The sequence below is a fragment of the Streptomyces sp. NPDC048603 genome (genome assembly GCF_043199475.1).
Taxonomy (GTDB): domain Bacteria; phylum Actinomycetota; class Actinomycetes; order Streptomycetales; family Streptomycetaceae; genus Streptomyces.
Window position 1 is genome coordinate 250,128 of record NZ_JBICVY010000009.1, and the last position, 18,729, is coordinate 268,856.

Below are 18,729 nucleotides of genomic sequence, written 5' to 3' on the forward strand. Positions count from 1 at the left end.
CGGCGGTGCGCCGCCGCCGGTGCGCCGGCGGGGTGCCGTCGCCGTCAAAGCGCCAGTTCGGCGCCGTGCCGCAGGACCTTGCCGAAGGCCGCGGCGATGTCTTCCATGTCCTCGGCGTCGCCGAGCAGGGCGGTGTGGTGCAGGGTCACGGTCCGGCCGGCGGCGTCCTCGCACACCGGCAGCGCGAACCGCTTGGGGTCGATCCGCTCCTCGTGGTCCAGGCCCAGCGTGTAGCGCCTGCGGGTGTGCGGCGCGTAGAGCCGGTTGGCGGGGATCGGGGCGTAGCAGGGTGCGGCGGTGAAGCCGAGCTCCGCGGAGAGCGCGTCGGTCACGGCGGTGACCGGGGTGTTCTCGAACTCCCCGTCGGGCAGCCGCACCGCGTACGTGTAGTAGGTGCGCGCGGTGGTGCCCGCGGCGGTGGTCTGCGGGCGCAGGCCGAGCCCGGCCAGGTGCTCGTCGAGCAGTGCGGCGTTCGCGCGGCGGCGCTCGTTCTGCGCGTCGAGGGCGGTCAGCTGCTCGGTGAGGATGGCGGCCTGGAACTCCGACAGGCAGCGGTTGTTGCCCATCAGCTCGCCCGTCTCGACGAGTTCCATCGCGCCGGGGGCGGGCGGGGCCTCGGTCAGGCAGCGGCCGTCGGCCCGCAGGTGCTCCACCCGGCGCGCGAAGTCCGCGTCCCGGGTGATCACCGCGCCGCCCTCGCCGCTGGTGAGCACCTTGCTGTGCTGCATGCTGAAGGTGCCGGCGGTGGCCAGGGCCCCGGCGCGGACGCCCCGGTAGGACGCGCCGTGCGCCTGCGCGCAGTCCTCGATCAGCGGCAGCCCGTGCCGGTCGGCGATCCCGGTCAGCGCGTCCATGTCGGCCATCGCCGAGTAGAGGTGGACCACGACGATCGCCCGGGTGCGCTCGGTGATCTGCGCCTCCACGGCCCCGGGGTCCAGGCACAGGGTGTCGGGGTCCACGTCGCAGAAGACCGGGACGGCGTTGACGCCGAGGATGGTGGAGCCGGAGGCGACCCAGGACAGGCCCGGGACGATCACCTCGTCGCCGGCGCCGACCCCGCACGCCTCCAGGGCCAGCATCAGGCTGGCGGTGCCGCTGGCGGCGGGCACGCAGTGCGGCACCCCGTTGTACGCGGCGAAGGCGCGGGCGAAGCGCCGTTCGTAGGAGTCCGTACCGCGGTACGGGCCGCTGATCGACCACCGGCCCGAGGCGAGGACGTCCGCCACCGCGCCGGGAACGCCGGGAGTGGGCTGGGGCCAGACGGGCCAGGGACGCGTGCGTACCGCGTCGCCGCCCTTGACGGCTAACCGGGAAACCATGAGGACCTTCCTTGTCGGGTGCGTTCAGGCGCGGAGGTTGAAGCAGGAGCGGGTGTTGCCGTCGGCGCGGCGCAGCGCCAGGTCCAGCGCCCTGTCGTGGTCGTCGAGCGCGAACTCGTGGCTGAGCAGGGAGTCCACGTCGACCGTGCCGGCCGCCAGCACCTCGATGGCCTCGTCGAACCGGGTGCCGGGGCCCATCGAGGCCTGCACGCTCAGGACCTTCAGCACGATGTGGTGGGGGGCCATCGGCCCGGTCTCCTCCAGGCGGTAGCCGACCAGGCCGACGCGTCCGCCCGGGCGGACGGCCTCCATGGCCTCCTGTACCGCGGAGGGGTAGCCGGAGGCTTCCAGGACCACGTCGGGCAGGGCCTCCGGGTTCTCGCGCACCAGCTCGACGAGGGCGCCCGGCTCCCCGGACACCGCCATCGGCACGCCCATCGCCCGTGCGGCGTCCCGGCGTTCGGGGACCGGCTCGGCGACCGCGGTGACGATGCCGCCGCGCAGTCGGGCGGCCTGGACGAGGAGGAGGCCGATGCCGCCGGCCCCGGTGACCGCCACCTTCTCGCCCGGCGCGACGCCGAAGCGGTCGACCGCGTTGAGCGCGACCGCGAGGGCCTCCGCCTGGCAGGCGGCGCGCAGCGGCAGTGTGTCCGGCAGCCGCCTGAGGTTGGCGACCGGGATGGTCATGTACTCGGCGCAGGCGCCGTCACGGGTGAAGCCGAGTTCCTGGAGGTCCTCGCAGAGCGTGGGGGTGCCGGCCGCGCAGTGCGCGCAGACCCCGCAGGAGCAGGTGAGGTCGCCGACCACGTTGGCGCCGACCAGGCCGGACCCGTCCGGGCCGTTGACCTCGACGACGGTTCCGCTCCACTCGTGGCCGGGGACGACGGGATACGTGGAGCCGTGCCAGACCCCTTTGTAGAACGACAGGTCGCTGCCGCAGACCGAGTTGTAGGCGATGCGGACGAGGGCCTCGCCGGGTGCCGGGGCGGGTACGTCCCGGTGGGTGAGCACCGCCCGCCCGGGGGCTTCGAACACCAGGGCCTTCATCGAGCCGAACCTCCGGATCAGGAGCGCCCGGAGGACCCCCGGGCAGGTGTTGTTCGCTTAAGCGGATGAAGCTGGGTGTGATCGTAAGCTGAGTTGACATCAAGTTGTCAATGCCAGCTGATGGTTGTTTAATAACTGATCGAGTGTTGTCCGCTAGAGCGGGCGTTATGTCCAGGGTGCGGGACTGCGGGAGCGCGGCGGTGCGCCGGGCGCGCCCGGCGGTGCGGCGAGGCGAGGGGAGCGTGTATGACCGGCAGCGGGCCAGGCCCCGAGCCGTCGGAGCGGGCACTGCTGCGGAGGTTCGACCAGCGGCTCAACGAGCTGATCGCCGCCCTCTACCCGGACGAGCGCAAGCGCCCGGGATACGCCCGGCTGGCGAAGGAGATCCGCGAGACCACCGGCGGGACCATCTCCGGCACCTACCTGTGGGAGCTCGCCAAGGGCAAGAAGCGCAACGTCACGCTGGAACAGCTGGACGTCCTGGCCGAGTTCTTCGGGGTGCCGCCCGAGTACTTCCTCAACGAGGAGACGGCCGAGCGGGTCAACGCCCAGCTGAAGCTGGCCGCGGCGCTGCGCGACGCCCGGGTGCGCAACCTCGCCCTGCGGGCCGAGGGGCTGTCCGCGGAGAGCCTCGACGCACTGCTGATCATGGTCGACGCGGCCCGCAAGGTGCAGAACCTCGGGTCCGTCGACGGCGAGGAGCGGGCGGCCGGCGCATCGGACGGCGCGCTGGACGGGAGCTGAACGCGCGACGTCCGCGCAGTACGGCAACGCACGACACAGCACGACACAGCACGACCCGGCCGGGGGGCTTCACATGGGGCCGGGAAGCACAGTGGGGGCAGCATCAACGGGGGTCACTGACCAATGGCCGCAGGCGTCGTGGGGCGACGCGCCGTGCATGGGGAGGCTGTCATTCTTTCTCGTACAGAGGGGCGGGGCCGCGGCGTGAAGCCGTGCGCCGAGCCCGCCACACCTCATTCCAGTAGCGGACCCGGGAGCGCCGGGAATTCCGGGAATTCCGGGAGCTTCGGGAGCGCCGGGCATCGAAGAAACGTATTTCCTTTCCTTTTCGATTTCTTCGCAGCGGAGTGGTGACGCACCACAGCCCACACCACGGGCCACACCGCAGGACCTAGAACACGGTCGCTGCCGGCCACCCGCCCCCACCTGACCTTCACCGCGACCCCACCGGGGGACGCCCGCTCCGCGGCACCGGCACGCCACGCCGGCCCGACCGCCCGCTCCGCCCCGGCGACCACCGGAACGGAACGGGCTCCGCGCGCGCCGGGCACATCCCACCCCGGTGGACCGGCCATGCCGTCACACCGCCGAGCGCCCCTGCCTCACGCCGGGCCGCCGGGGTGCGGACGGCCGTACGCCGGTCCGGTCGCGCGGCGCGGCGAGCAAGGGAACGGGCCGGGCCACGGGAGCGGATCCGTGCACCGACGCCCGCATCGCCGAGGAAGGCCGAACGGTACACACCGCATGTCGTACAGGATCGCCAGGCTGCGCCGACGCTGTCGGCCGCTGCTGGGCCAGCTCAACCTCCCCCACCCCTTCGCCATCGAGACGCTGTGCGCCCACCTCTCCGCGCACCGCGGGCGCCCCCTCCACCTGCACCCGCTGCCCGACCAGGCCGCCGTAGCCGGCGCCTGCGGACTGTGGATCGCCACCGACACCGACGACCACATCTTCTACGAGCAGCGCACCGCCCGCTCCCACCGGGAACACATCGTCCTGCACGAGATCGGCCACATGCTGCTCGACCACCACGCCACCACCGGTTCCGGCCTGCCCGGCGGCCTGTTCGGCGACCTCAGCCCGCGCCTGGTCCGCCGCATGCTGGCCCGCGCCAACTACTCCACCCGGCAGGAACAGGAAGCCGAGATGCTGGCCAGCCTGATCCGCACCGGCGAGACCGGCGCCGGCCGCTGCCAGCCCCAGGACGCCTACGCCAAGCTGCACGCCGCTCTCGGGGTGAGCACCGACGATGAGCTGTGACTTATCCGGCGGCTGGGGACCCGCCCTGGACGTGCTCAGCGTCTGCCTCCTCTGGACGGCGGCCCTGCTGCGCTTCCGCCCCGCGATCCGCCACCCGCACCAGCGCGCCCTCTGGCTCGCCGTCCTCGCCGCGGCCGCCGCGATGACCCTCAACCTGGAACCCGTCTCCGACCACCTCGCCTCCTTCACCGGCTCCGCCCGCTGGATCGCCGTCATCAAGAACCAGGCGGGCGTCGTCTCCGCCGGCGCCGTCCTGCACTTCGCCGTCCACACCACCGGGCGCCGCCGCAGCGGCACCGTCCTCCTGGCCACCGTCGGCATCATGGCCGTCCTGCTGCTGCTCGCCGCCCTCGCCCGCGGACCACAGCAGCACGGACCCCCGTTCACCCTGGCCCGCGATCCCGCCACCGCGTACTGGCTGATCGTCATCGCCGTCCACACCGTGGCCTGCGCCGCCTGCGTCCGGGTCTGCTGGGTGTACGGCCGGCGCGGCACCAGCCGCTCCCTCAACCTCAGCCTCGGCCTGTTCGGCTGGGGCACCGCCCTCGTAGGCCTGTTCTGGCTGGGCCACCTCGTGCTGCTGGCCGCCGGCTCCACCCCCGGCCCGCTGCTGTGCCTCCTGCTCAGCCTGCACGCCGTGCTGCGCGCGGCCGCTCTGCTGGTCCCCAGCATCCTCGAACTGCGCCGCGCCCTCGCCCACGCCCGCACCATCTGGCGGATCTGGCCGCTCTGGCAGGACCTGGTGGAGGCCGTGCCCCAGGTCAAACTCGGCGACAGCAGCAGCCGCCTGCTGGCCATCCTCCAGCCGCACCTGTCCTGGCGGCTGATCGCCTACCGGAAGTCCATCGAGATCCGCGACGCCCTCCTCGCCCTCGCCCACTACGCGGATCCGGCCATTTCCGACAGTGCCCGCGCCCACGTGGCCCGGTACGGAGCCCCGCCCGACCGGGCCGGGATCCTCGTCACGGCCTGCGAACTCCGCCGCGCCCGCGCCGCCAAACTCGCCGGAGCCGCCCCCTCCCCGGCCGCCGACGCCCTCGCCCTCAGCCAGGACACCGGGGACCTGGCATCCGAGACGGCGTACCTGCGGCTGCTCGCCGAGGCCTATCTCTCGCCCTGCGCCAGGCAGTTCGACCCGGCGGGGGAAGCAGCGGAAGCAGCGGAGACGGCGGAGACAGCGGAAGCGGCGGAAGCAGCGGAGACAGCGGACACAACGGAAACAGCGGAAACGACACCGGCCGCGACCGGAAGCGGCCCGGGATAAACGATGTCCGAAACCATTCAGACCCCGTCAAAAGCGCCCGGCGGAAACTCCCCCTTCTGCCATGATGCCGTCCATGGACAGCACATTACGCAGCAAATACCCGCACCACGAATGGACTTCCGTGAACGAAGGCGATTCGGGCGCCTTCGTCTACCACCTCACCGGACACGAACCCGAGCTCTACGCCAAGATCGCCCCGCGCTCCGCACAGGACGCCCCCGAGAACTGGGCCTTCGACCTGGCCGGCGAGGCGGACCGGCTCGAATGGCTGGCCCGCCACGGCATCCCGGCCCCCCGCATCGTCGAGCGCGGCGCCGACGCCACCTCCACCTGGCTGGTCACCGAGGCCCTGCCGGGCGTCGCCGCATCCGAGGAGTGGCCCGAGCACCAGCGCTTCGCGGTGGTCGAGGCGATCGCCGGCCTGGCCCGCGCCCTGCACGAGCTGCCCGTGGACGACTGCCCCTTCGACCGAGGCCTGACGGTGACGGTCACCGAGGCCCGCCACAACGTCCGCGCCGGCCTGGTGGACCTCGACGACCTCCAGGAGGAGCACGAGGGCTGGTCCGGCGAGGAACTCCTCGCCGAACTGGACCGCACCCGTCCGGAGGACGAGGACCTGGTCGTCTGTCACGGCGACCTCTGCCCCAACAACATCCTCCTCGACCCCGACACCTGCGAGGTCACCGGAGTCATCGACGTCGGCCGCCTCGGCCGCGCCGACCGCCACGCCGACCTCGCCCTGGCCGCCCGCGAACTGGAGATCGACGAGGACCCGTGGTTCGGCCCCGCGTACGCCGAGCACTTCCTCGTCCGCTACGGCGTCCAGCACGTCGAGAAGGACAAGATGACCTTCTACCAGCTCCTGGACGAACTCTTCTGACGCCCTGCCGGCCACGGCGGCGCGGCGCCGGCCCGGCTGCGGCAGGACCGGCCGTTCGGATCACACGAGCGGGTCCTTCCGGTGAATGCCCCGCTCCCGGCGAGCGGGCCGGCCGCCGCCGGGGTACGCCGTCCAGGCAGACGACGGCAAACCCGGAGCGAAGGAGCAGACCGGCCATGTACGCAGCAGTCCGGCGGTACGAAGGGGTGACCGATGCGGCCGAGGCGGCCCGCATCGTGCAGGAGGGCTTCGTGCCGCTCATGCGCCAGGTCCCCGGCTTCGTGGCCTATTACTGGATCGACGCCGGAGACGGGGTGATGGCCTCGACCAGCGTCTTCGAGGACCGCGCCGGAGCCGAGGCATCCATCACCAAGGCCGCGGAGTTCGTCCGCGAGCACCTCGCCGCCCTTCTCCCCAACCCACCCCAGGTCATCGCGGGCGAAGTGGTGGCCTCCGCCTGAGGACCACCCCACCCCACCCACGACCGGACGGAAGGGAGGCGCCCCACCGGCGCCCCCCTCCCCTCCGGCCTGCCTCCGCCACCGGGGGCCACTCCCTCGCCCGGCCACTCCGTCACCGGGCCACTCGTCACGCCGTCACTCACTCGAGAACGCGTTCCCCAGCAGCCTCAGCAGCGCGACCACGCCGCCAGGCCCCACCATGACCATCATCTGCAGGAATTCGGAATCGGCCCGGGACTGCTCCCAGAAGCCCGCGTCCTCGTAGTCGACGTACTGGAACCCGATGCCGACCAGTGCCACGAGCACGATCGCGAACAGGTACCGCAGGCGCGTGGACCTGCTCTTGACCGGCCAGCAGGCAGCGATCAGACCCGCCACACCGATCATCGCCGAGAACGGCTCGACCTCATCGCCGCCGCCCCCCAGATCTGCCAAGTCCACGTCAGAACCTCCCCCACCCCGACTCGTTGACGCGTCCACGCCGAGAGTCCCACGCCGCACAGCCACACACCAGGGGTGAACAGGGCTGAGCCGCGCCCCGCGAGGGGGGGGCCGTTGCCCAAGTGCCTGTTTTCGATCCTGGAGATCTCTACGGGTGCTGGCACCGAGCTGGCGCTGGCACGAACGGACCGTGTCAGGGAGCTGGCAGCAGGGGATTGTGATCGGCTGGTTCCAACGGGCCCGCGTCGGCTGCCTGCACCGGGGTGGACAGGGCCGATGGTCGGAGCGCGCCTGCTGCAGGTGCCTCTTGATGCAGACGGAGGAGCCGTTGATGTCCTGGCAGAACCACCGAGCGAAGGACCCGGCGCTCGCAGCCGGGCGATCGCGTCCCGCCCGGCTTCTGGCCGTCTCCGGCCTGGCAGTTCTGGCCGGGGTGGTGCTCCCAGCCCCGCCCGCCCAGGCCGCCACCACGCACGTGAAGTGCTCGGTGGCGGATCTCGTCGATGCCGTCAGGACGGCCAACAGCTCACCGGGCTCGGACGCGCTCCACCTGGCCGCGAACTGTACCTACAGGCTGGTGGTCCCTGACCGGGACAACCCCGCCAACGGTCTGCCGGAGGTCACCAGCGACATCACCGTCGAAGGACACGGCGCCACAATCACACGCGACACGTCCGCCCCGGCTTTCCGCATCCTCTTCGTCGACAGACCGGGCACCCTGACGCTCAACAAGACCACCATCAGCGGCGGCAAGGCGACGACAACGGACTGTCCCCTCTTCCCCGGACAAGGAACCTGCGGTGGCGGCATCCTCAATGCTGGCACGATGACGGTGAACAAGAGCCGGGTGATCAACAACATCGCCACGTCCGAGCTCTTCGCCCAGGGCGGCGGCATCGACAACGAGGGCACAGGGACCCTGAACGATACAGAGGTCAGCGGCAACACCGTCGACTACACCGGAACCGTCCGCGGCTTCGCCCCGGGCGGCGGAATCGCCGCCGACGGTCCGCTGACGGTCAATCACAGCCGCTTGCACCACAACACCGTCCGCGTACCCGCGGGCACCAACAGCCAATCCGAAGCCGCAGGCTTGGCCACTTGGGCCGACAGCACGGTCAATCACACCGTCATCAGCGACAACCACGCCAGCGCCCCCGGCGGAATCGCGCGCGGCGCTCTGGTCAACAACGCCCAGCCGCCGGCCAAGATGACGGTGGTCGACACCGTCATCCGCGACAACACCAACAGCGCTCCGGGCGGTCTCGCCACGGGTGGCGGAACCGCGACCACCCGCACGACTACCCTGACCCGCACCCGCATCATCGGCAACCACACCACCGCCCCGGACGGCGGTACCGCCCGGGGCGGCGGACTCAGCATCGGCGCTTTCGCCAACTTCACGCTGATCGACAGCCTGGTGCAGGGCAATAGGGCCAGCGCCCCCGGCGGCGGCACCGCCCGGGGCGGCGGCACCTCCAACCCTCTCGGCGGCACCCTGACGATCGACCGCTCCCGGATCAGCAACAACACGGCCGCGGCATCGGACGGCGGCACCGCCCAGGGCGGGGGCCACTTCAACGAACTCGGCTCCACCACCCTCAACCACAGCACTGTCACTGGCAACCATGCCGGCGACGGGGGCGGCATCTTCGAAGAGTCCGGCACGGTCACCCTGAACGACACCGTGGTCAAGGGCAACCACCCGAACAACTGCGCCCCGCCGAACACGGTCTCTGGCTGCACCAACTGATTGACTGCGCCGCGTGGGTCACCGTCGTCCGGCAGCCCTCCGGGCTGCCAGGGTGCGGGGCAGTCTCTCGCTGACGACAGCCCGTTCCCATGCCTCCAGGGCGGCCCGTTCAGCGCCGAGCTGGTAGCCGTTCTCCCTGGTCCGAATCAGCGGCGGCAGTTCCTATCCCCGCCCCGCCCGGCGTCCTCGGACACCGCGCCAGCGTAGGACCCAAGGCTACTCAGGACCGAGGCTCAGAAACAGGCACTAACCGGCGTCGAGCTGGTGGTCGGCCCAGACGTAGGTTTCGGGCAGCAGGTCCGCGATGGGGACGGTGCGGACGCGGTCCTTCCCGCCGACGATGACCTTGAGGGAGGGGAAGTAGTCGAGGAGGACCTGACGGCAGCGGCCGCACGGGGGAACGACACCCCGTTCGCGGTCGCCCACGGCGACGATCGTGTCCAGAGCGTAGATGCCCTGGCCGGCTGCCGCGCCGATCAGGACCAGCTCGGCGCACGGTCCGCCGGTGAAGTGGTAGGCGTTCACCGCGGTGACGATCCGTCCGTCGTCGGCGCGGGCCGCGGCCGCCATGGTGTGGTTGTCCCCCCGGCACCGGGTACGGGCGACCTCCGCCGCGGCCTGGATGAGCTCGTGGTCGACGTCATGGCTGTGCGTGGTCATCTTGCGCGCTTCTCCGCTGTTCTTGCCTTGGTCAGGTGTCAACCGACGTTCACCCACGTACAGCCGGCGCGCAAGCGAATAACGGCACGCCCCGCGCCTCGTCGTCCCCGTCTCCGTGTGCGTCACGGGCCGCCCGTTCCGGTGGAGCGGGCGGCCCGTGACGGAGGTTCAGGAACCGGTGGTGGCGCGGACGGAGCCGGTGCTCGTGCTGCCGGTGTTGCTCAGGAAGCAGGTGACCTCGCGGTCGCCGAGGGTCCAGCTGGAGGCCTGCGGGTAGTAGTAGAACACCTCCAGCGTCTCCGGCAGCTTCTTGGCGTCGCCCACGTAGTCGGTCAGCGCCTTTCCGGAGCACTTCTCCTCGGAGGTCTTGACGACCTTGTCCGAGCCGGGGTACGCGCCGTCGTCCAGGTTGAAGACCGCGTACACCTCACCCTCGTGGGGCTGGTCGCAAGGAACCGTCTGCACCGAGAAGCGGGCCTGGGTGCCGTCCCCCTCCTCGACCTTGGTCAGATCGTCCTTGGTGTTGAAGCAGTCCCCCTTGCGGATGTCCTCCACGTCGCTGGAGCCCGGCGTGGTGACCTGGCCGGTGGTGTCGCGCTTCGACGGAGGGCCGTCGTCGAAGGCTCCGGACATCCCGAGGATCACGAAGACCGCGTAGAACGCGATGGTCAGGCCGTGGATGACGATGGCCGCGATGGCCAGCCCCTTGCCCTTCTCGCCGCTGCCCTTGCGGATCTGCGAGAGGGCGACCAGGCCGAGGATCACGGGGACCGTCGGCAGCGCGCAGACGATCGACATCACGAACGCGATGATGGCCAGCACGTTGGTCTTCTGCGGCGGCTGGTACCAGCCCTGCGGAGCCGGAGCGCCGTACGGGGCCGCCGGGCCGGGTATACCGGGCTGGCCGTACGGCCCCGGCTGCGGGTACGGCTGTGGCCCCTGCTGCGGGTAGGGCTGTGGGGACGACGGCGGCTGCGGGGGTATCGACATGCGCGTGGTGCTCCTCGCGAGCGGGTGGGACGTGACCGACAGTCCGGCAGTGACGCCGCCGGCCGTTGGACTGTGGACTGATGAGCGGATGGTGGTTCGGACCAGCCGCGCCACCCTATCCGCTCCCCGGGCCGATGCGTCCCGCCGCCGGACCGTCTGACTCCGCTTCACGCGGTGTCGCACGCAACGCGGGTACTCCGCGAACTCGGTCTCGACCACCGGCTCCGTACCGGGCCGGGGCTGCCTCGGCGCGCCCTACCGGGCCGCCGTGGCGGCGGTGCCCAGCCGGGCCGTCACCGCGGCCAGCCACACCAGACCGAAGCCGGCGCCCGCCGTGAAGGCCAGGACGGAGCCGGCCGAGCCGATGAACCCGGCGAGCACGGCCGCGGGCGCCAGGCGTGAGGCCAGGGCCCAGCCGCGGTGCCCGCGGGCGGCGAGCGGACGCGCCAGGACGACGAACGCGGCGCAGAGCGCGAGGTAGCCGACCATCCCGGAGAGCATGTGGACGGCACCGTGCCCGCTCAGCGTGGTGCTGTCGGGGGCGCCCGCGGGGAAGCCCGCCCCGGCGTCTGCCGGGAAGACCGCGGCGGCCCAGAACGAGGCGCCGAACACCGCCACCAGGACCGGCCCCCAGGTGCCGCCCGCACCACCGCGGAGCAGTAGACGCAATCCGACGGCACCGGCGGCCAACAGGGCTCCGGCGAGCAGGAAGTTGACCGTCTGGATCCAGCCCGCCGAGCCGAGGGCGAGCTGACTGAGGGCGTTTCGGGTGAAGTCGAAGCCGTCCCGCGCGAAGCCCTGCACGACACCGGTGCCGAGGAACAGCGGGCCGGCCGCCATGCCGCCGGCCAGGGCCCGCCGTCCGGCGGCACGCGACACGCGCGGGGCAGGAGCAGCGTGCTGGGGTGCGCTGAGCGCATGGGTCATGATCGGGCCTTCCTCGCGTCGATGCTGTCCCACACATGACCGGCGCCGAGCTCCGGACTCATCGCCCGCAGTCGTGTGACCTGGATCACGCGGAGCCCTGTCACATCCCCGTGCGCCCATCCGTCAGTGCTGTGAATCCACCGGGCAACACCCGACATCGAACAGCTGGCAACCAAGGAGCGCAGCCATGACGAACGAGACCCCCGCGACCTCGACGACCCCCGCCACCCCCACGACCCGCTCGATCTCCCGCATGCCGAACCCGGCGGAGTTCGTGCCCGAGCTGAACGACATCAGTGCCGCCCTGTTCAAGGCCACGGGCAACCGTTCGGTGCCGCGCACCACCATGAACCTGGTCCACCTGAGGGCCGGCCAGATCGTCGGCAACACCTACCTGACCGTCCTGAACACCGGCTTCCTGCGCAAGGCGGGGGAGTCCGAGGAGCGCATCACCGCCGTCGCCTCCTGGCAGGACGCCCCGTACTTCACGGACGCCGAACGGGCCGCCCTCGCCCTGGTGGAGGCCACGTTCCAGCCGGCGCCGCCCGGGAAGGAGCGCCTCTCCGACGAGCTGTACGCGGAGGCGGCGAAGCACTACGAGGACAAGGCGCTGGCCACCCTCACCATCGCGATCGGCCAGATCGGCTTCTTCATCGCCCTGGCCGTCATCGGCAAGCCGCAGCCGGTCGGCTCCCTCGCCGACGAGCAGTGGGACTGACGGCGCGAAACGCGGTACGGCCAGGGCCGTGCGGCAGGGGGTCAGCCGACCAGCTCAGCGTATGCGGCGGCGCTCAGGAGGCCGTTGCCGGAGGGGGCTCCCGCCGCCGGCTTGATCTTGAACAGCCATGTGTCGTAGGCGTTGTCGTTGACCTCTTCGGGGGTTTCGACGGCGTCGGCGTTCACCGCGATGATCTCGCCGGACAAGGGGCTGAAGATGTCGGAGGCCGCCTTGACCGACTCCACGACGCCGATGGCATCACCGCCCTCGACCTTCCTGCCCACCGGGGGCAACTCCAGGAACACGATGTCCCCGAGCTTCGACTGGGCGTGGTCGGTGATGCCGACCGTCATCGTTCCGTCGGCCTCGGTGCGCACCCACTCGTGGTCGTCGGTGTACTTGAGTTCGGTGGGGATGTTCGGCATGGCAGGGACTCCTCGCAAGCGCAGCGTGATCGTCGAGTGACAGGGTGTCATGTCGGTGGCGAAGTGCGCGGAACGCGGTGGGGATCGACCCCGGCGTGGTTTAATAAATGAACGGACATTTATTAACGAGAGAGGGCGTGTGATGGGACGTCCCCGAGGGGTCGAGGATGCGGTGATCCTGCGTGCCACGGCGGAGGTCATGGGCCGGGTGGGTCCCGCGGGTCTCACCCTGGCCGCCGTGGCACGCGAGGTCGGGCTCGTGCCGGCCACGTTGGTGCAGCGGTTCGGTTCCAAGCACGGCCTGCTGCTGGCACTCGCCGACCGGTCCGAGAGGGACGCGGGCGAGACGGCCCGGCGCGTGCGTCGGTCGCACGACTCGGCGCTCGGCGCCCTGGCGGCGCTGACGGTGGAGTCGGCGGCCGGTATGGCCACGCCGGAGACCTTCGCCAATCATCTGGCGTTCCTGTGCATCGATCTCGGAGATCCGCAGCTCTACGAGCGTGCGCTGGCCGTTCACCGTACTCAGAAGCGGGCGATCGAGGACCTGCTGACGGAGGCGGTCGGTACGGGCGAGCTCCGCGCCGGAACCGATGCCGAGGCACTGGCCCGCACCGTACAGGCGGTCATCGCCGGTGCAGGCCTGACCTGGGCACTCGAACGCGAAGGCACCCTTGAACAGAGGCTCCGCCACGAGCTCGACGTCGTACTGTCCGCTCACCTTCCGCGCCCGCACGGCCACGACCTGGAGGAATCATGACGACTGACGCACGCCCGCTGGCCGGCAAGGTGGCCCTGGTCGCCGGCGGCACCCGGGGCGGCGGACGGGGCATCGCCGTCGAGCTCGGCGCCGCCGGCGCGACGGTGTACGTCACCGGCCGCAGCAGCACCGGTGGGCGCTCCGACCTGGACCGCCCGGAGACCATCGAGCAGACCGCCGAGAAGGTCACCGCCGCGGGAGGCCTGGGCATACCCGCCCGAACCGACCACAGCCGTCCCGACGAGGTCCAGGCCCTCGTCGAGAGGATCGCGGCCGAACAGGACGGAAAGCTCGACATCCTGGTCAACTCCGTATGGGGCGGAGACCCGCTGACCGACTGGGAACACCCCTTGTGGGAACAGGATCTGGACACCGGTCTCCGGCTGCTCCGGCAGGCCGTGGAGACCCACGTCATCACCAGCCGATTCGCGCTTCCCCTCATGGTCGCCCGCAAGAGCGGCCTGGTCGTGGAGGTCACCGACGGCAACACCGCCCGCTACCGCGGCACGTTCTTCTACGACCTGGCGAAGTCCGCGGTCATCCGCCTCGCCGTCGCCCAGGCCGCCGACCTCAAGCCCCATGGCGTCGCGGCCGTGGCCATCACGCCCGGCTTCCTGCGGTCGGAGGCCCTGCTGGAACACTTCGGCGTCACCGAGGCCAACTGGCGCGACGCCGTGGCCAAGGACCCGAACTTCGCCCACTCCGAGACCCCGGCCTACCTCGGCCGGGCCGTCGCCGCACTGGCCGCCGACCCCGGCATCATGGCCAAGACCGGACGGGCACTGGCCACCTGGGGCCTGTACCGGGAGTACGGCTTCACCGACGCCGACGGCACACAACCGGACTTCGCCGCTCACTGGGCCAAGAACCTGGAAGAGCAGTACGGCCCCCTCGGAGCCCCGCTGTAGCCCTGGCCGGCAGCGCAGCGCACGGCCGCCACATCCGTCGGAGAAAAACGGCAGCGGCCGGGCGCGTGGCGCGTGGCACCATGACCGTGACCATGGGTCGGAGCCATGAGGTGACGGATCGTGAACGAAGAGGCGCGCGAGCTGGAAAGGCTCGTATGGGCGCAGGCCGGGGCGCGGGCGCGGCAGGGCGACCTGGCATACGTAGGTGAGCTGGGTTCGCGGCTGGCCACGGGGCACGAAGCCGCCCTCGAGGATGCGCGGACGCACGAGCGCGGCCTCGCCCACGTCCTGCGGGTCCTCGCCCTCACCCCCGGCCGGGACAGCCTGGAGCAGCTGATCCCCCTCCTCGACGAGCACGGCCCGTACGGGCGCTCGGAGACGGGTCCGCGCTTCGTCGCCGCGCTCCTCGCCCAGGCGCAGCGCCCGGCCGACCTGGCCGAACTCCTCTACGACGGGCAAGGCCTGAAGCGGAAGCGGCTCGACGAGCTGCGCGCCTGCCTGTTCCACGAACTGCTGCTGCGCGGCGTCGACGCACGGGAACTGCGGCCCGTGGCCTTCTGGCTGGCCTTCCGGGGCGGCTGGCACCGGCTGTCGTGGCTCCCGGCGGAGCGGCGCCCCTTGGAGGCGGGCTCCACCTTCCCCAGCTGGTCCATTGGCGGGAGCGCACACGGAGTACCGATGGGTCTGCCGGCCGAGGGCCGCATGGACCCGCCGACGCCGCGTACCGCCGCGCCCTCGTCGCTGCGCAACGTCGCGACCGCGGAGGTGCACGAGAACATCGTCGCGGCGCCGCACACCGGCAGGTTCTGCTGCTACGACGGGTGGGTCTTCGAGCCGGACGAGCCGCTTGAGCCGGCGCTGGTGCCCGCCCTGCTGCCCGTTCTGCCGATGGACTGCGTGGCGGGCCTGTCGCCGACGGGCCGGTTCGAGGTGGCGCGCCGCGCGCCGGCGGACATCTGGCCGATGCTCTTCGGCACCGCCTCGATGGGCGGCTTCACCGGCCGGGGGGCACAGGGAGCCTGGGGGCGCCGGGCGGCCTGGTCGTCGATGGCGGGCCTGTGCGGGGCCCCGCCCGGCGCGAGCGCCGAGGAGGTGGAGCGACTCGCTCTGAAGAGCGTGTGGTTCCACTTCGAGTGCGACACCGAATGGTTCTACGACGACGGCGAGGGCTACGGGCTCGCCGTGCTCTCCCCCGACCACCGCCGCCTCGCGGTGCTGACGGCGACCGACACCGACTAGGCCTGTCCTCTATGGAAAGTGCTCGTAACACGGTGGGCCGTGGGTGGCCGAGCGGCGCATGACGCACCGGTCAGCCACTCCCGCACGGTGGGGGAACCTCAAGAGGACGGTTTGCCGGCAGGTGGGGCAGGTGCTGGTCAAAGCGGGATGGGATGCTGGAGGAGGACCAGTGCCTTGCTCCTAGCTGTAGGCCCAGATCTGGTTGGCGCCGTTGTTGTGGTGCCAGAGGGTCGCCTGGACCCCCAACTGCCGTGACCAGCCGGGCATGTCCACGACCAGGTTGGAACTCGGGTTCACTATCCACCCCCCGCCATGGCTCCCGTCACTGAAGAGCGATCGCCACTTCTGGTTCTGGCCACCGTTGCAGTCCCACTGGACCAGCCCCGCGCCGGCGCCCTGGCCCCAGGGAATGTCGAGGCACTTGCCGCTCCGCATGTTGATGAGCTCGCCCCTGCTGGTGTACGTCCACTCCTGGTTGTCGCCGCCGTGGCACGCCCACTGGATGACCGGGGCACCGTTGGCGTAGCTGCCGCCACTGACGTCGAGGCACAGTCCGGAGTTGAGATTCACGAGGCTGTTCTCGGTGTTCACCGGAATGAAGCCCGCCGCCGAGGCCGGACTGGCGCCCGCGACCAGCCCGAGGGCGGCCAGGGCGATGGAGGCGGCGCCGCCGACGACGGCATGGCCGAACTGCTGGATACGCATGGTGCTCCTTGGCACGAACGTTGATCAATTTCGGCCAACAGTAACCAGCCGCCGGGGAAGACATCCAATCCCAACTCCCCACCATCCCCCCGTCGTTCGCGCATCGCCGCACTCGGCACACTCCCGGGCAACCCCGTCTCGGCAGACCGGCAGTCTGCGGAGTAGGTCACCTGGCGGAGCGGTCGGCTCAGCCGTTCTTGTGTGCTGTGGCCGAATGGCCCTCCGCGATCCGTTCTACTCGGGAGCCAGTCGGCATTGGGCCGGCCCGGAGCCGCCCCAGCCGTCTGTCTGTCCAGCGCAGTGGCGGAGGATGGAGTCATGGCAGAGGGAGCGAGCGAGGTTGCTCTGAGCAAGCAAGAACTTCGTGAGGTCACCGCGTTCGCTGCAGCGTGCGCGGAAATGGTGCTTGAGGTATTCGAGGGCGATCAGCCGGACGACTTGCGGCCTCGAGACGCTATCGGCGCCGCGTGGGAGTTCGCTCGAGGTGGTGAGCGAGGGAAGGCTCTGCGCGACAGTGCGTGGGCGGCACTCAAGGCAGCCAAGAACGCGGACACTGCGGCTGCGCGCGAGGCGGCTCGGGCAGCGATGTCCGCGGCAGGAGCCGCCTATCTGCATCCGCTGGCCAAAGCCACCCAGGTCAAGCACATTCTCGGAGCCGGCGCCTACGCAGCCAGAGCGGCCGAACTCGTCGCCGGCGACGATCGGAGTGTTGGTGCCGAACACCTTGAGCAGACGCTGCATCGTGCGACACCGGTCGTCGTCGACGTGCTCAAACGCTTCCCGACAGCGCCGAGTGGCGGCGGACGGGTTGGTGAGTTGATCCGCAGTCTGGACACTGACCTGCGTTCGCTCACCCTCTCTGAGTGACTTTGAACGTTCAGAGGGTGCGGCCCCACCTCCGTCAGCGGTTGACTTCGAGGTTCGTCAGGACAAGCAAGGCGCGCAGGAGCCGGGTGGCGCGGGCGGGGTCGGTGCGGAGCTTGGTGAGGATCCGCCAGTTCTTGAGGTGGGCGAAGCCGTGCGTGACGCAGCACGGCCAGAAGGATCACCGCGGTCCGTCCCGGCGGCAGGGCTCGCCACCGGGACCGGATCGCCTTACCGTTGGTTTCAAAATGGTGACAAGCGACCGCGCTCGGCGTTTTCGGATCGGGGTCGCATCAATGGTGCTTACCGGGGTCGCGTCGAGTCCTTGCGCATGAGCTCGTCTGCAGTGCAGGACTGGTCAATATCCAGGACAAGGCAGATACTGAAGCCTTGGTCATCGCGCTGGACCTGGCCTTGAAGGTCGCACCGACTGGTTGAGCCGGCGGTGTCCACCGACACGAGGAACGACTCTCCTTCGGTCGCGGAGTCCGAGGCTACGAAGCTCGTCGACGAGTCGCCCTGCGCCCAGAACTGCCAGGTACCAGCCATTGCCGTAGAACACTTGTAGTCGGGCACGGCATGGCTGATTCCGCTCGCCGAGAAGTTGTGGCCAGCCGACATGCGCACTCTGGCACCGTCGGCATTGCTCCAGTCGCCGACGAGCTCGGCCTGCTGGATCATGGCGGCTTCGCCACCAGCTCCGACGCACGCAGTGCACGCGAGAACCAGGCATCCGAGAACTATGGCCAACCGCCCAGGCCTGATGGGCGGGCGGCGCATCCTGCCACCTGGCATCAGTGCGGACGTCCTGCCGCAGTCCCCTTGGTTTGGGACCCGGTTCGTTGAGTCCATGCCATACCCACCCGTCTGGGAATGTCGGCTACGTACACCAGGGAGTCACATTCTGCAGCGACAGCCCAGCACGGTCAGAGTCAGCCTGCCATAGATTTCGAATGCGTTCAATTATTCGTTGGCGCTGGACACACTCCGGTCTGCAGTCGAGTGGAAGCGGGGCATCAAGCCGTTGATCGCGCGACGCGGCGTCGCTCACGGTTCCGGACTGGGCAAGGTGCGCTGGGTGGTCGAGCGCGCCTTCGCCTGGCCCGCCGCTCAGCACTGGCAGACAAGCGGGCAGGTGCCCTCGGCGCGTTCCTTGGTTTTCGTCACACAAATCCAACGGCCGCCGGGGGCAGCGTGGTTACGCCAGCGGCGACGGCCTCGGTCGGTGTCACTGGGGTGGGCTGGGGTCGTGGTGGTTCCATATCTCCCCCGGATGGGGGAGGAACACCTTGTGCCCTGGGTGGATGCGCGGCCCCCTTGTCCCTCGGCAGAGTACGAGATGCGGCGGCGCACCGAATCCAGCATGC

Annotated in this window: 20 protein-coding genes and 3 pseudogenes; 12 read left to right on the forward strand and 11 right to left on the reverse strand. The window is 70.6% G+C overall.

What is annotated here, in order from left to right:
- Positions 1-44: 44 nt before the first annotated feature.
- Together ACGFQ9_RS23875 and ACGFQ9_RS23880 are read right to left on the reverse strand one after the other, a co-directional pair.
- Positions 45-1,319 carry a DegT/DnrJ/EryC1/StrS family aminotransferase gene (locus ACGFQ9_RS23875; protein ID WP_393576341.1) on the reverse strand — a complete coding sequence of 425 codons (1,275 nt, stop codon included), beginning with the start codon at positions 1,317-1,319 and terminating at the stop codon, positions 45-47.
- Between the two features lie 24 nt (positions 1,320-1,343).
- On the reverse strand, positions 1,344-2,366 hold the full coding sequence (locus ACGFQ9_RS23880; protein ID WP_393576342.1) for a zinc-binding dehydrogenase: 1,023 nt from the start codon (positions 2,364-2,366) through the stop codon (positions 1,344-1,346).
- A gap of 246 nt (positions 2,367-2,612) precedes the next feature.
- On the opposite strand from ACGFQ9_RS23880, the gene ACGFQ9_RS23885 reads away from it, so the two are divergent.
- The 5 genes from ACGFQ9_RS23885 (at position 2,613) to ACGFQ9_RS23905 (ending at position 6,975) form a co-directional block, all read left to right on the forward strand.
- The gene (locus ACGFQ9_RS23885; protein WP_393576343.1) at positions 2,613-3,110 is read left to right on the forward strand and encodes a hypothetical protein; all 498 of its coding nucleotides are present in this window, start codon (positions 2,613-2,615) and stop codon (positions 3,108-3,110) included.
- Between the two features lie 744 nt (positions 3,111-3,854).
- Positions 3,855-4,370 carry a hypothetical protein gene (locus tag ACGFQ9_RS23890; protein ID WP_393576344.1) on the forward strand — a complete coding sequence of 172 codons (516 nt, stop codon included), beginning with the start codon at positions 3,855-3,857 and terminating at the stop codon, positions 4,368-4,370.
- Complete coding sequence (locus tag ACGFQ9_RS23895) at positions 4,360-5,634, forward strand: MAB_1171c family putative transporter (protein ID WP_393576345.1); 1,275 nt, start codon at positions 4,360-4,362, stop codon at positions 5,632-5,634. Before ACGFQ9_RS23890 ends, ACGFQ9_RS23895 begins: the two co-directional genes overlap by 11 nt.
- A gap of 64 nt (positions 5,635-5,698) precedes the next feature.
- Positions 5,699-6,514, forward strand: a complete 816-nt coding sequence (locus ACGFQ9_RS23900; RefSeq protein WP_393576539.1) for an APH(3')-V family aminoglycoside O-phosphotransferase — start codon at positions 5,699-5,701, stop codon at positions 6,512-6,514.
- A gap of 176 nt (positions 6,515-6,690) precedes the next feature.
- Entirely contained in the window at positions 6,691-6,975 is a 285-nt protein-coding gene (locus tag ACGFQ9_RS23905; protein WP_393576346.1) for a hypothetical protein, read from the forward strand.
- A gap of 135 nt (positions 6,976-7,110) precedes the next feature.
- On the opposite strand, the gene ACGFQ9_RS23910 is transcribed toward ACGFQ9_RS23905, so the two are convergent.
- Positions 7,111-7,416, reverse strand: coding sequence for a hypothetical protein (locus ACGFQ9_RS23910; protein ID WP_393576347.1), 306 nt, complete (start codon positions 7,414-7,416; stop codon positions 7,111-7,113).
- A gap of 331 nt (positions 7,417-7,747) precedes the next feature.
- Here ACGFQ9_RS23910 and ACGFQ9_RS23915 point away from each other — a divergent pair, with 331 nt between their 5' ends.
- Positions 7,748-9,169, forward strand: a complete 1,422-nt coding sequence (locus ACGFQ9_RS23915) for a hypothetical protein (protein WP_393576348.1) — start codon at positions 7,748-7,750, stop codon at positions 9,167-9,169.
- Between the two features lie 60 nt (positions 9,170-9,229).
- On the opposite strand, the pseudogene ACGFQ9_RS23920 reads toward ACGFQ9_RS23915, so the two are convergent.
- The 4 genes and pseudogenes from ACGFQ9_RS23920 to ACGFQ9_RS23935 form a co-directional block, all read right to left on the reverse strand.
- Positions 9,230-9,325: pseudogene (locus ACGFQ9_RS23920) on the reverse strand (RacP protein); the annotation flags it as partial.
- Between the two features lie 90 nt (positions 9,326-9,415).
- A complete protein-coding gene (locus ACGFQ9_RS23925) occupies positions 9,416-9,829 on the reverse strand; it encodes a cytidine deaminase (RefSeq protein WP_393576350.1) in 414 nt (137 codons plus the stop codon).
- A 168-nt stretch (positions 9,830-9,997) separates the two neighbouring features.
- Positions 9,998-10,819 (reverse strand): septum formation family protein, encoded by an 822-nt coding sequence (locus ACGFQ9_RS23930; protein ID WP_393576352.1) that lies wholly within the window; start codon positions 10,817-10,819, stop codon positions 9,998-10,000.
- Positions 10,820-11,074: 255 nt separating this feature from the next.
- Positions 11,075-11,746, reverse strand: a complete 672-nt coding sequence (locus ACGFQ9_RS23935) for a DUF998 domain-containing protein (protein WP_393576353.1) — start codon at positions 11,744-11,746, stop codon at positions 11,075-11,077.
- A 187-nt stretch (positions 11,747-11,933) separates the two neighbouring features.
- Here ACGFQ9_RS23935 and ACGFQ9_RS23940 point away from each other — a divergent pair, with 187 nt between their 5' ends.
- Positions 11,934-12,464: a carboxymuconolactone decarboxylase family protein gene (locus tag ACGFQ9_RS23940; protein WP_393576354.1), complete on the forward strand. Its 531-nt coding sequence runs from the start codon at positions 11,934-11,936 to the stop codon at positions 12,462-12,464.
- Positions 12,465-12,505: 41 nt separating this feature from the next.
- Here ACGFQ9_RS23940 and gcvH read toward each other — a convergent pair whose 3' ends face one another.
- Complete coding sequence (gcvH, locus tag ACGFQ9_RS23945; RefSeq protein WP_393576355.1) at positions 12,506-12,889, reverse strand: glycine cleavage system protein GcvH; 384 nt, start codon at positions 12,887-12,889, stop codon at positions 12,506-12,508.
- Between the two features lie 142 nt (positions 12,890-13,031).
- Between gcvH and ACGFQ9_RS23950 the strand changes: the two genes are divergently transcribed.
- The 3 genes from ACGFQ9_RS23950 to ACGFQ9_RS23960 all read left to right on the forward strand — a co-directional run bounded on the left by ACGFQ9_RS23950 (position 13,032) and on the right by ACGFQ9_RS23960 (position 15,793).
- A complete protein-coding gene (locus ACGFQ9_RS23950) occupies positions 13,032-13,646 on the forward strand; it encodes a TetR/AcrR family transcriptional regulator (RefSeq protein WP_393576357.1) in 615 nt (204 codons plus the stop codon).
- Positions 13,643-14,554, forward strand: coding sequence for an SDR family oxidoreductase (locus ACGFQ9_RS23955; RefSeq protein WP_393576359.1), 912 nt, complete (start codon positions 13,643-13,645; stop codon positions 14,552-14,554). The genes ACGFQ9_RS23950 and ACGFQ9_RS23955 overlap by 4 nt, the downstream gene beginning before the upstream one ends.
- Before the next feature lie 120 nt (positions 14,555-14,674).
- Complete coding sequence (locus tag ACGFQ9_RS23960) at positions 14,675-15,793, forward strand: DUF6183 family protein (RefSeq protein WP_393576360.1); 1,119 nt, start codon at positions 14,675-14,677, stop codon at positions 15,791-15,793.
- Between the two features lie 180 nt (positions 15,794-15,973).
- On the opposite strand, the gene ACGFQ9_RS23965 is transcribed toward ACGFQ9_RS23960, so the two are convergent.
- Positions 15,974-16,498 (reverse strand): RICIN domain-containing protein, encoded by a 525-nt coding sequence (locus tag ACGFQ9_RS23965; RefSeq protein ID WP_393576362.1) that lies wholly within the window; start codon positions 16,496-16,498, stop codon positions 15,974-15,976.
- A gap of 318 nt (positions 16,499-16,816) precedes the next feature.
- On the opposite strand from ACGFQ9_RS23965, the gene ACGFQ9_RS23970 reads away from it, so the two are divergent.
- The gene (locus ACGFQ9_RS23970; protein WP_393576364.1) at positions 16,817-17,365 is read left to right on the forward strand and encodes a putative immunity protein; all 549 of its coding nucleotides are present in this window, start codon (positions 16,817-16,819) and stop codon (positions 17,363-17,365) included.
- 34 nt (positions 17,366-17,399) lie between these two features.
- Here ACGFQ9_RS23970 and ACGFQ9_RS23975 read toward each other — a convergent pair.
- Positions 17,400-17,525 (reverse strand): annotated as a pseudogene (locus tag ACGFQ9_RS23975) (IS5/IS1182 family transposase); the annotation flags it as partial.
- Positions 17,526-17,665: 140 nt separating this feature from the next.
- Complete coding sequence (locus ACGFQ9_RS23980) at positions 17,666-18,043, reverse strand: hypothetical protein (protein ID WP_393576366.1); 378 nt, start codon at positions 18,041-18,043, stop codon at positions 17,666-17,668.
- Positions 18,044-18,368: 325 nt separating this feature from the next.
- On the opposite strand from ACGFQ9_RS23980, the pseudogene ACGFQ9_RS23985 reads away from it, so the two are divergent.
- A pseudogene (locus ACGFQ9_RS23985) lies at positions 18,369-18,464 on the forward strand (IS5/IS1182 family transposase); the annotation flags it as partial.
- Positions 18,465-18,729: the final 265 nt, after the last annotated feature.

Bases quoted from the DNA above. Each gene is read 5' to 3' on its own strand.
- ACGFQ9_RS23940 (WP_393576354.1), top strand. From the start codon at position 11,934: ATGACGAACGAGACCCCCGCGACCTCGACGACCCCCGCCACCCCCACG.
- ACGFQ9_RS23905 (WP_393576346.1), top strand. From the start codon at position 6,691: ATGTACGCAGCAGTCCGGCGGTACGAAGGGGTGACCGATGCGGCCGAG.
- ACGFQ9_RS23965 (WP_393576362.1), bottom strand. From the start codon at position 16,498: ATGCGTATCCAGCAGTTCGGCCATGCCGTCGTCGGCGGCGCCGCCTCC.
- ACGFQ9_RS23875 (WP_393576341.1), bottom strand. From the start codon at position 1,319: ATGGTTTCCCGGTTAGCCGTCAAGGGCGGCGACGCGGTACGCACGCGT.
- ACGFQ9_RS23880 (WP_393576342.1), bottom strand. From the start codon at position 2,366: ATGAAGGCCCTGGTGTTCGAAGCCCCCGGGCGGGCGGTGCTCACCCAC.
- ACGFQ9_RS23925 (WP_393576350.1), bottom strand. From the start codon at position 9,829: ATGACCACGCACAGCCATGACGTCGACCACGAGCTCATCCAGGCCGCG.
- ACGFQ9_RS23900 (WP_393576539.1), top strand. From the start codon at position 5,699: ATGCCGTCCATGGACAGCACATTACGCAGCAAATACCCGCACCACGAA.
- ACGFQ9_RS23980 (WP_393576366.1), bottom strand. From the start codon at position 18,043: ATGATCCAGCAGGCCGAGCTCGTCGGCGACTGGAGCAATGCCGACGGT.
- ACGFQ9_RS23890 (WP_393576344.1), top strand. From the start codon at position 3,855: ATGTCGTACAGGATCGCCAGGCTGCGCCGACGCTGTCGGCCGCTGCTG.
- ACGFQ9_RS23970 (WP_393576364.1), top strand. From the start codon at position 16,817: ATGGCAGAGGGAGCGAGCGAGGTTGCTCTGAGCAAGCAAGAACTTCGT.
- ACGFQ9_RS23885 (WP_393576343.1), top strand. From the start codon at position 2,613: ATGACCGGCAGCGGGCCAGGCCCCGAGCCGTCGGAGCGGGCACTGCTG.
- ACGFQ9_RS23895 (WP_393576345.1), top strand. From the start codon at position 4,360: ATGAGCTGTGACTTATCCGGCGGCTGGGGACCCGCCCTGGACGTGCTC.
- ACGFQ9_RS23950 (WP_393576357.1), top strand. From the start codon at position 13,032: ATGGGACGTCCCCGAGGGGTCGAGGATGCGGTGATCCTGCGTGCCACG.
- gcvH (WP_393576355.1), bottom strand. From the start codon at position 12,889: ATGCCGAACATCCCCACCGAACTCAAGTACACCGACGACCACGAGTGG.
- ACGFQ9_RS23935 (WP_393576353.1), bottom strand. From the start codon at position 11,746: ATGACCCATGCGCTCAGCGCACCCCAGCACGCTGCTCCTGCCCCGCGC.
- ACGFQ9_RS23955 (WP_393576359.1), top strand. From the start codon at position 13,643: ATGACGACTGACGCACGCCCGCTGGCCGGCAAGGTGGCCCTGGTCGCC.
- ACGFQ9_RS23915 (WP_393576348.1), top strand. From the start codon at position 7,748: ATGTCCTGGCAGAACCACCGAGCGAAGGACCCGGCGCTCGCAGCCGGG.
- ACGFQ9_RS23930 (WP_393576352.1), bottom strand. From the start codon at position 10,819: ATGTCGATACCCCCGCAGCCGCCGTCGTCCCCACAGCCCTACCCGCAG.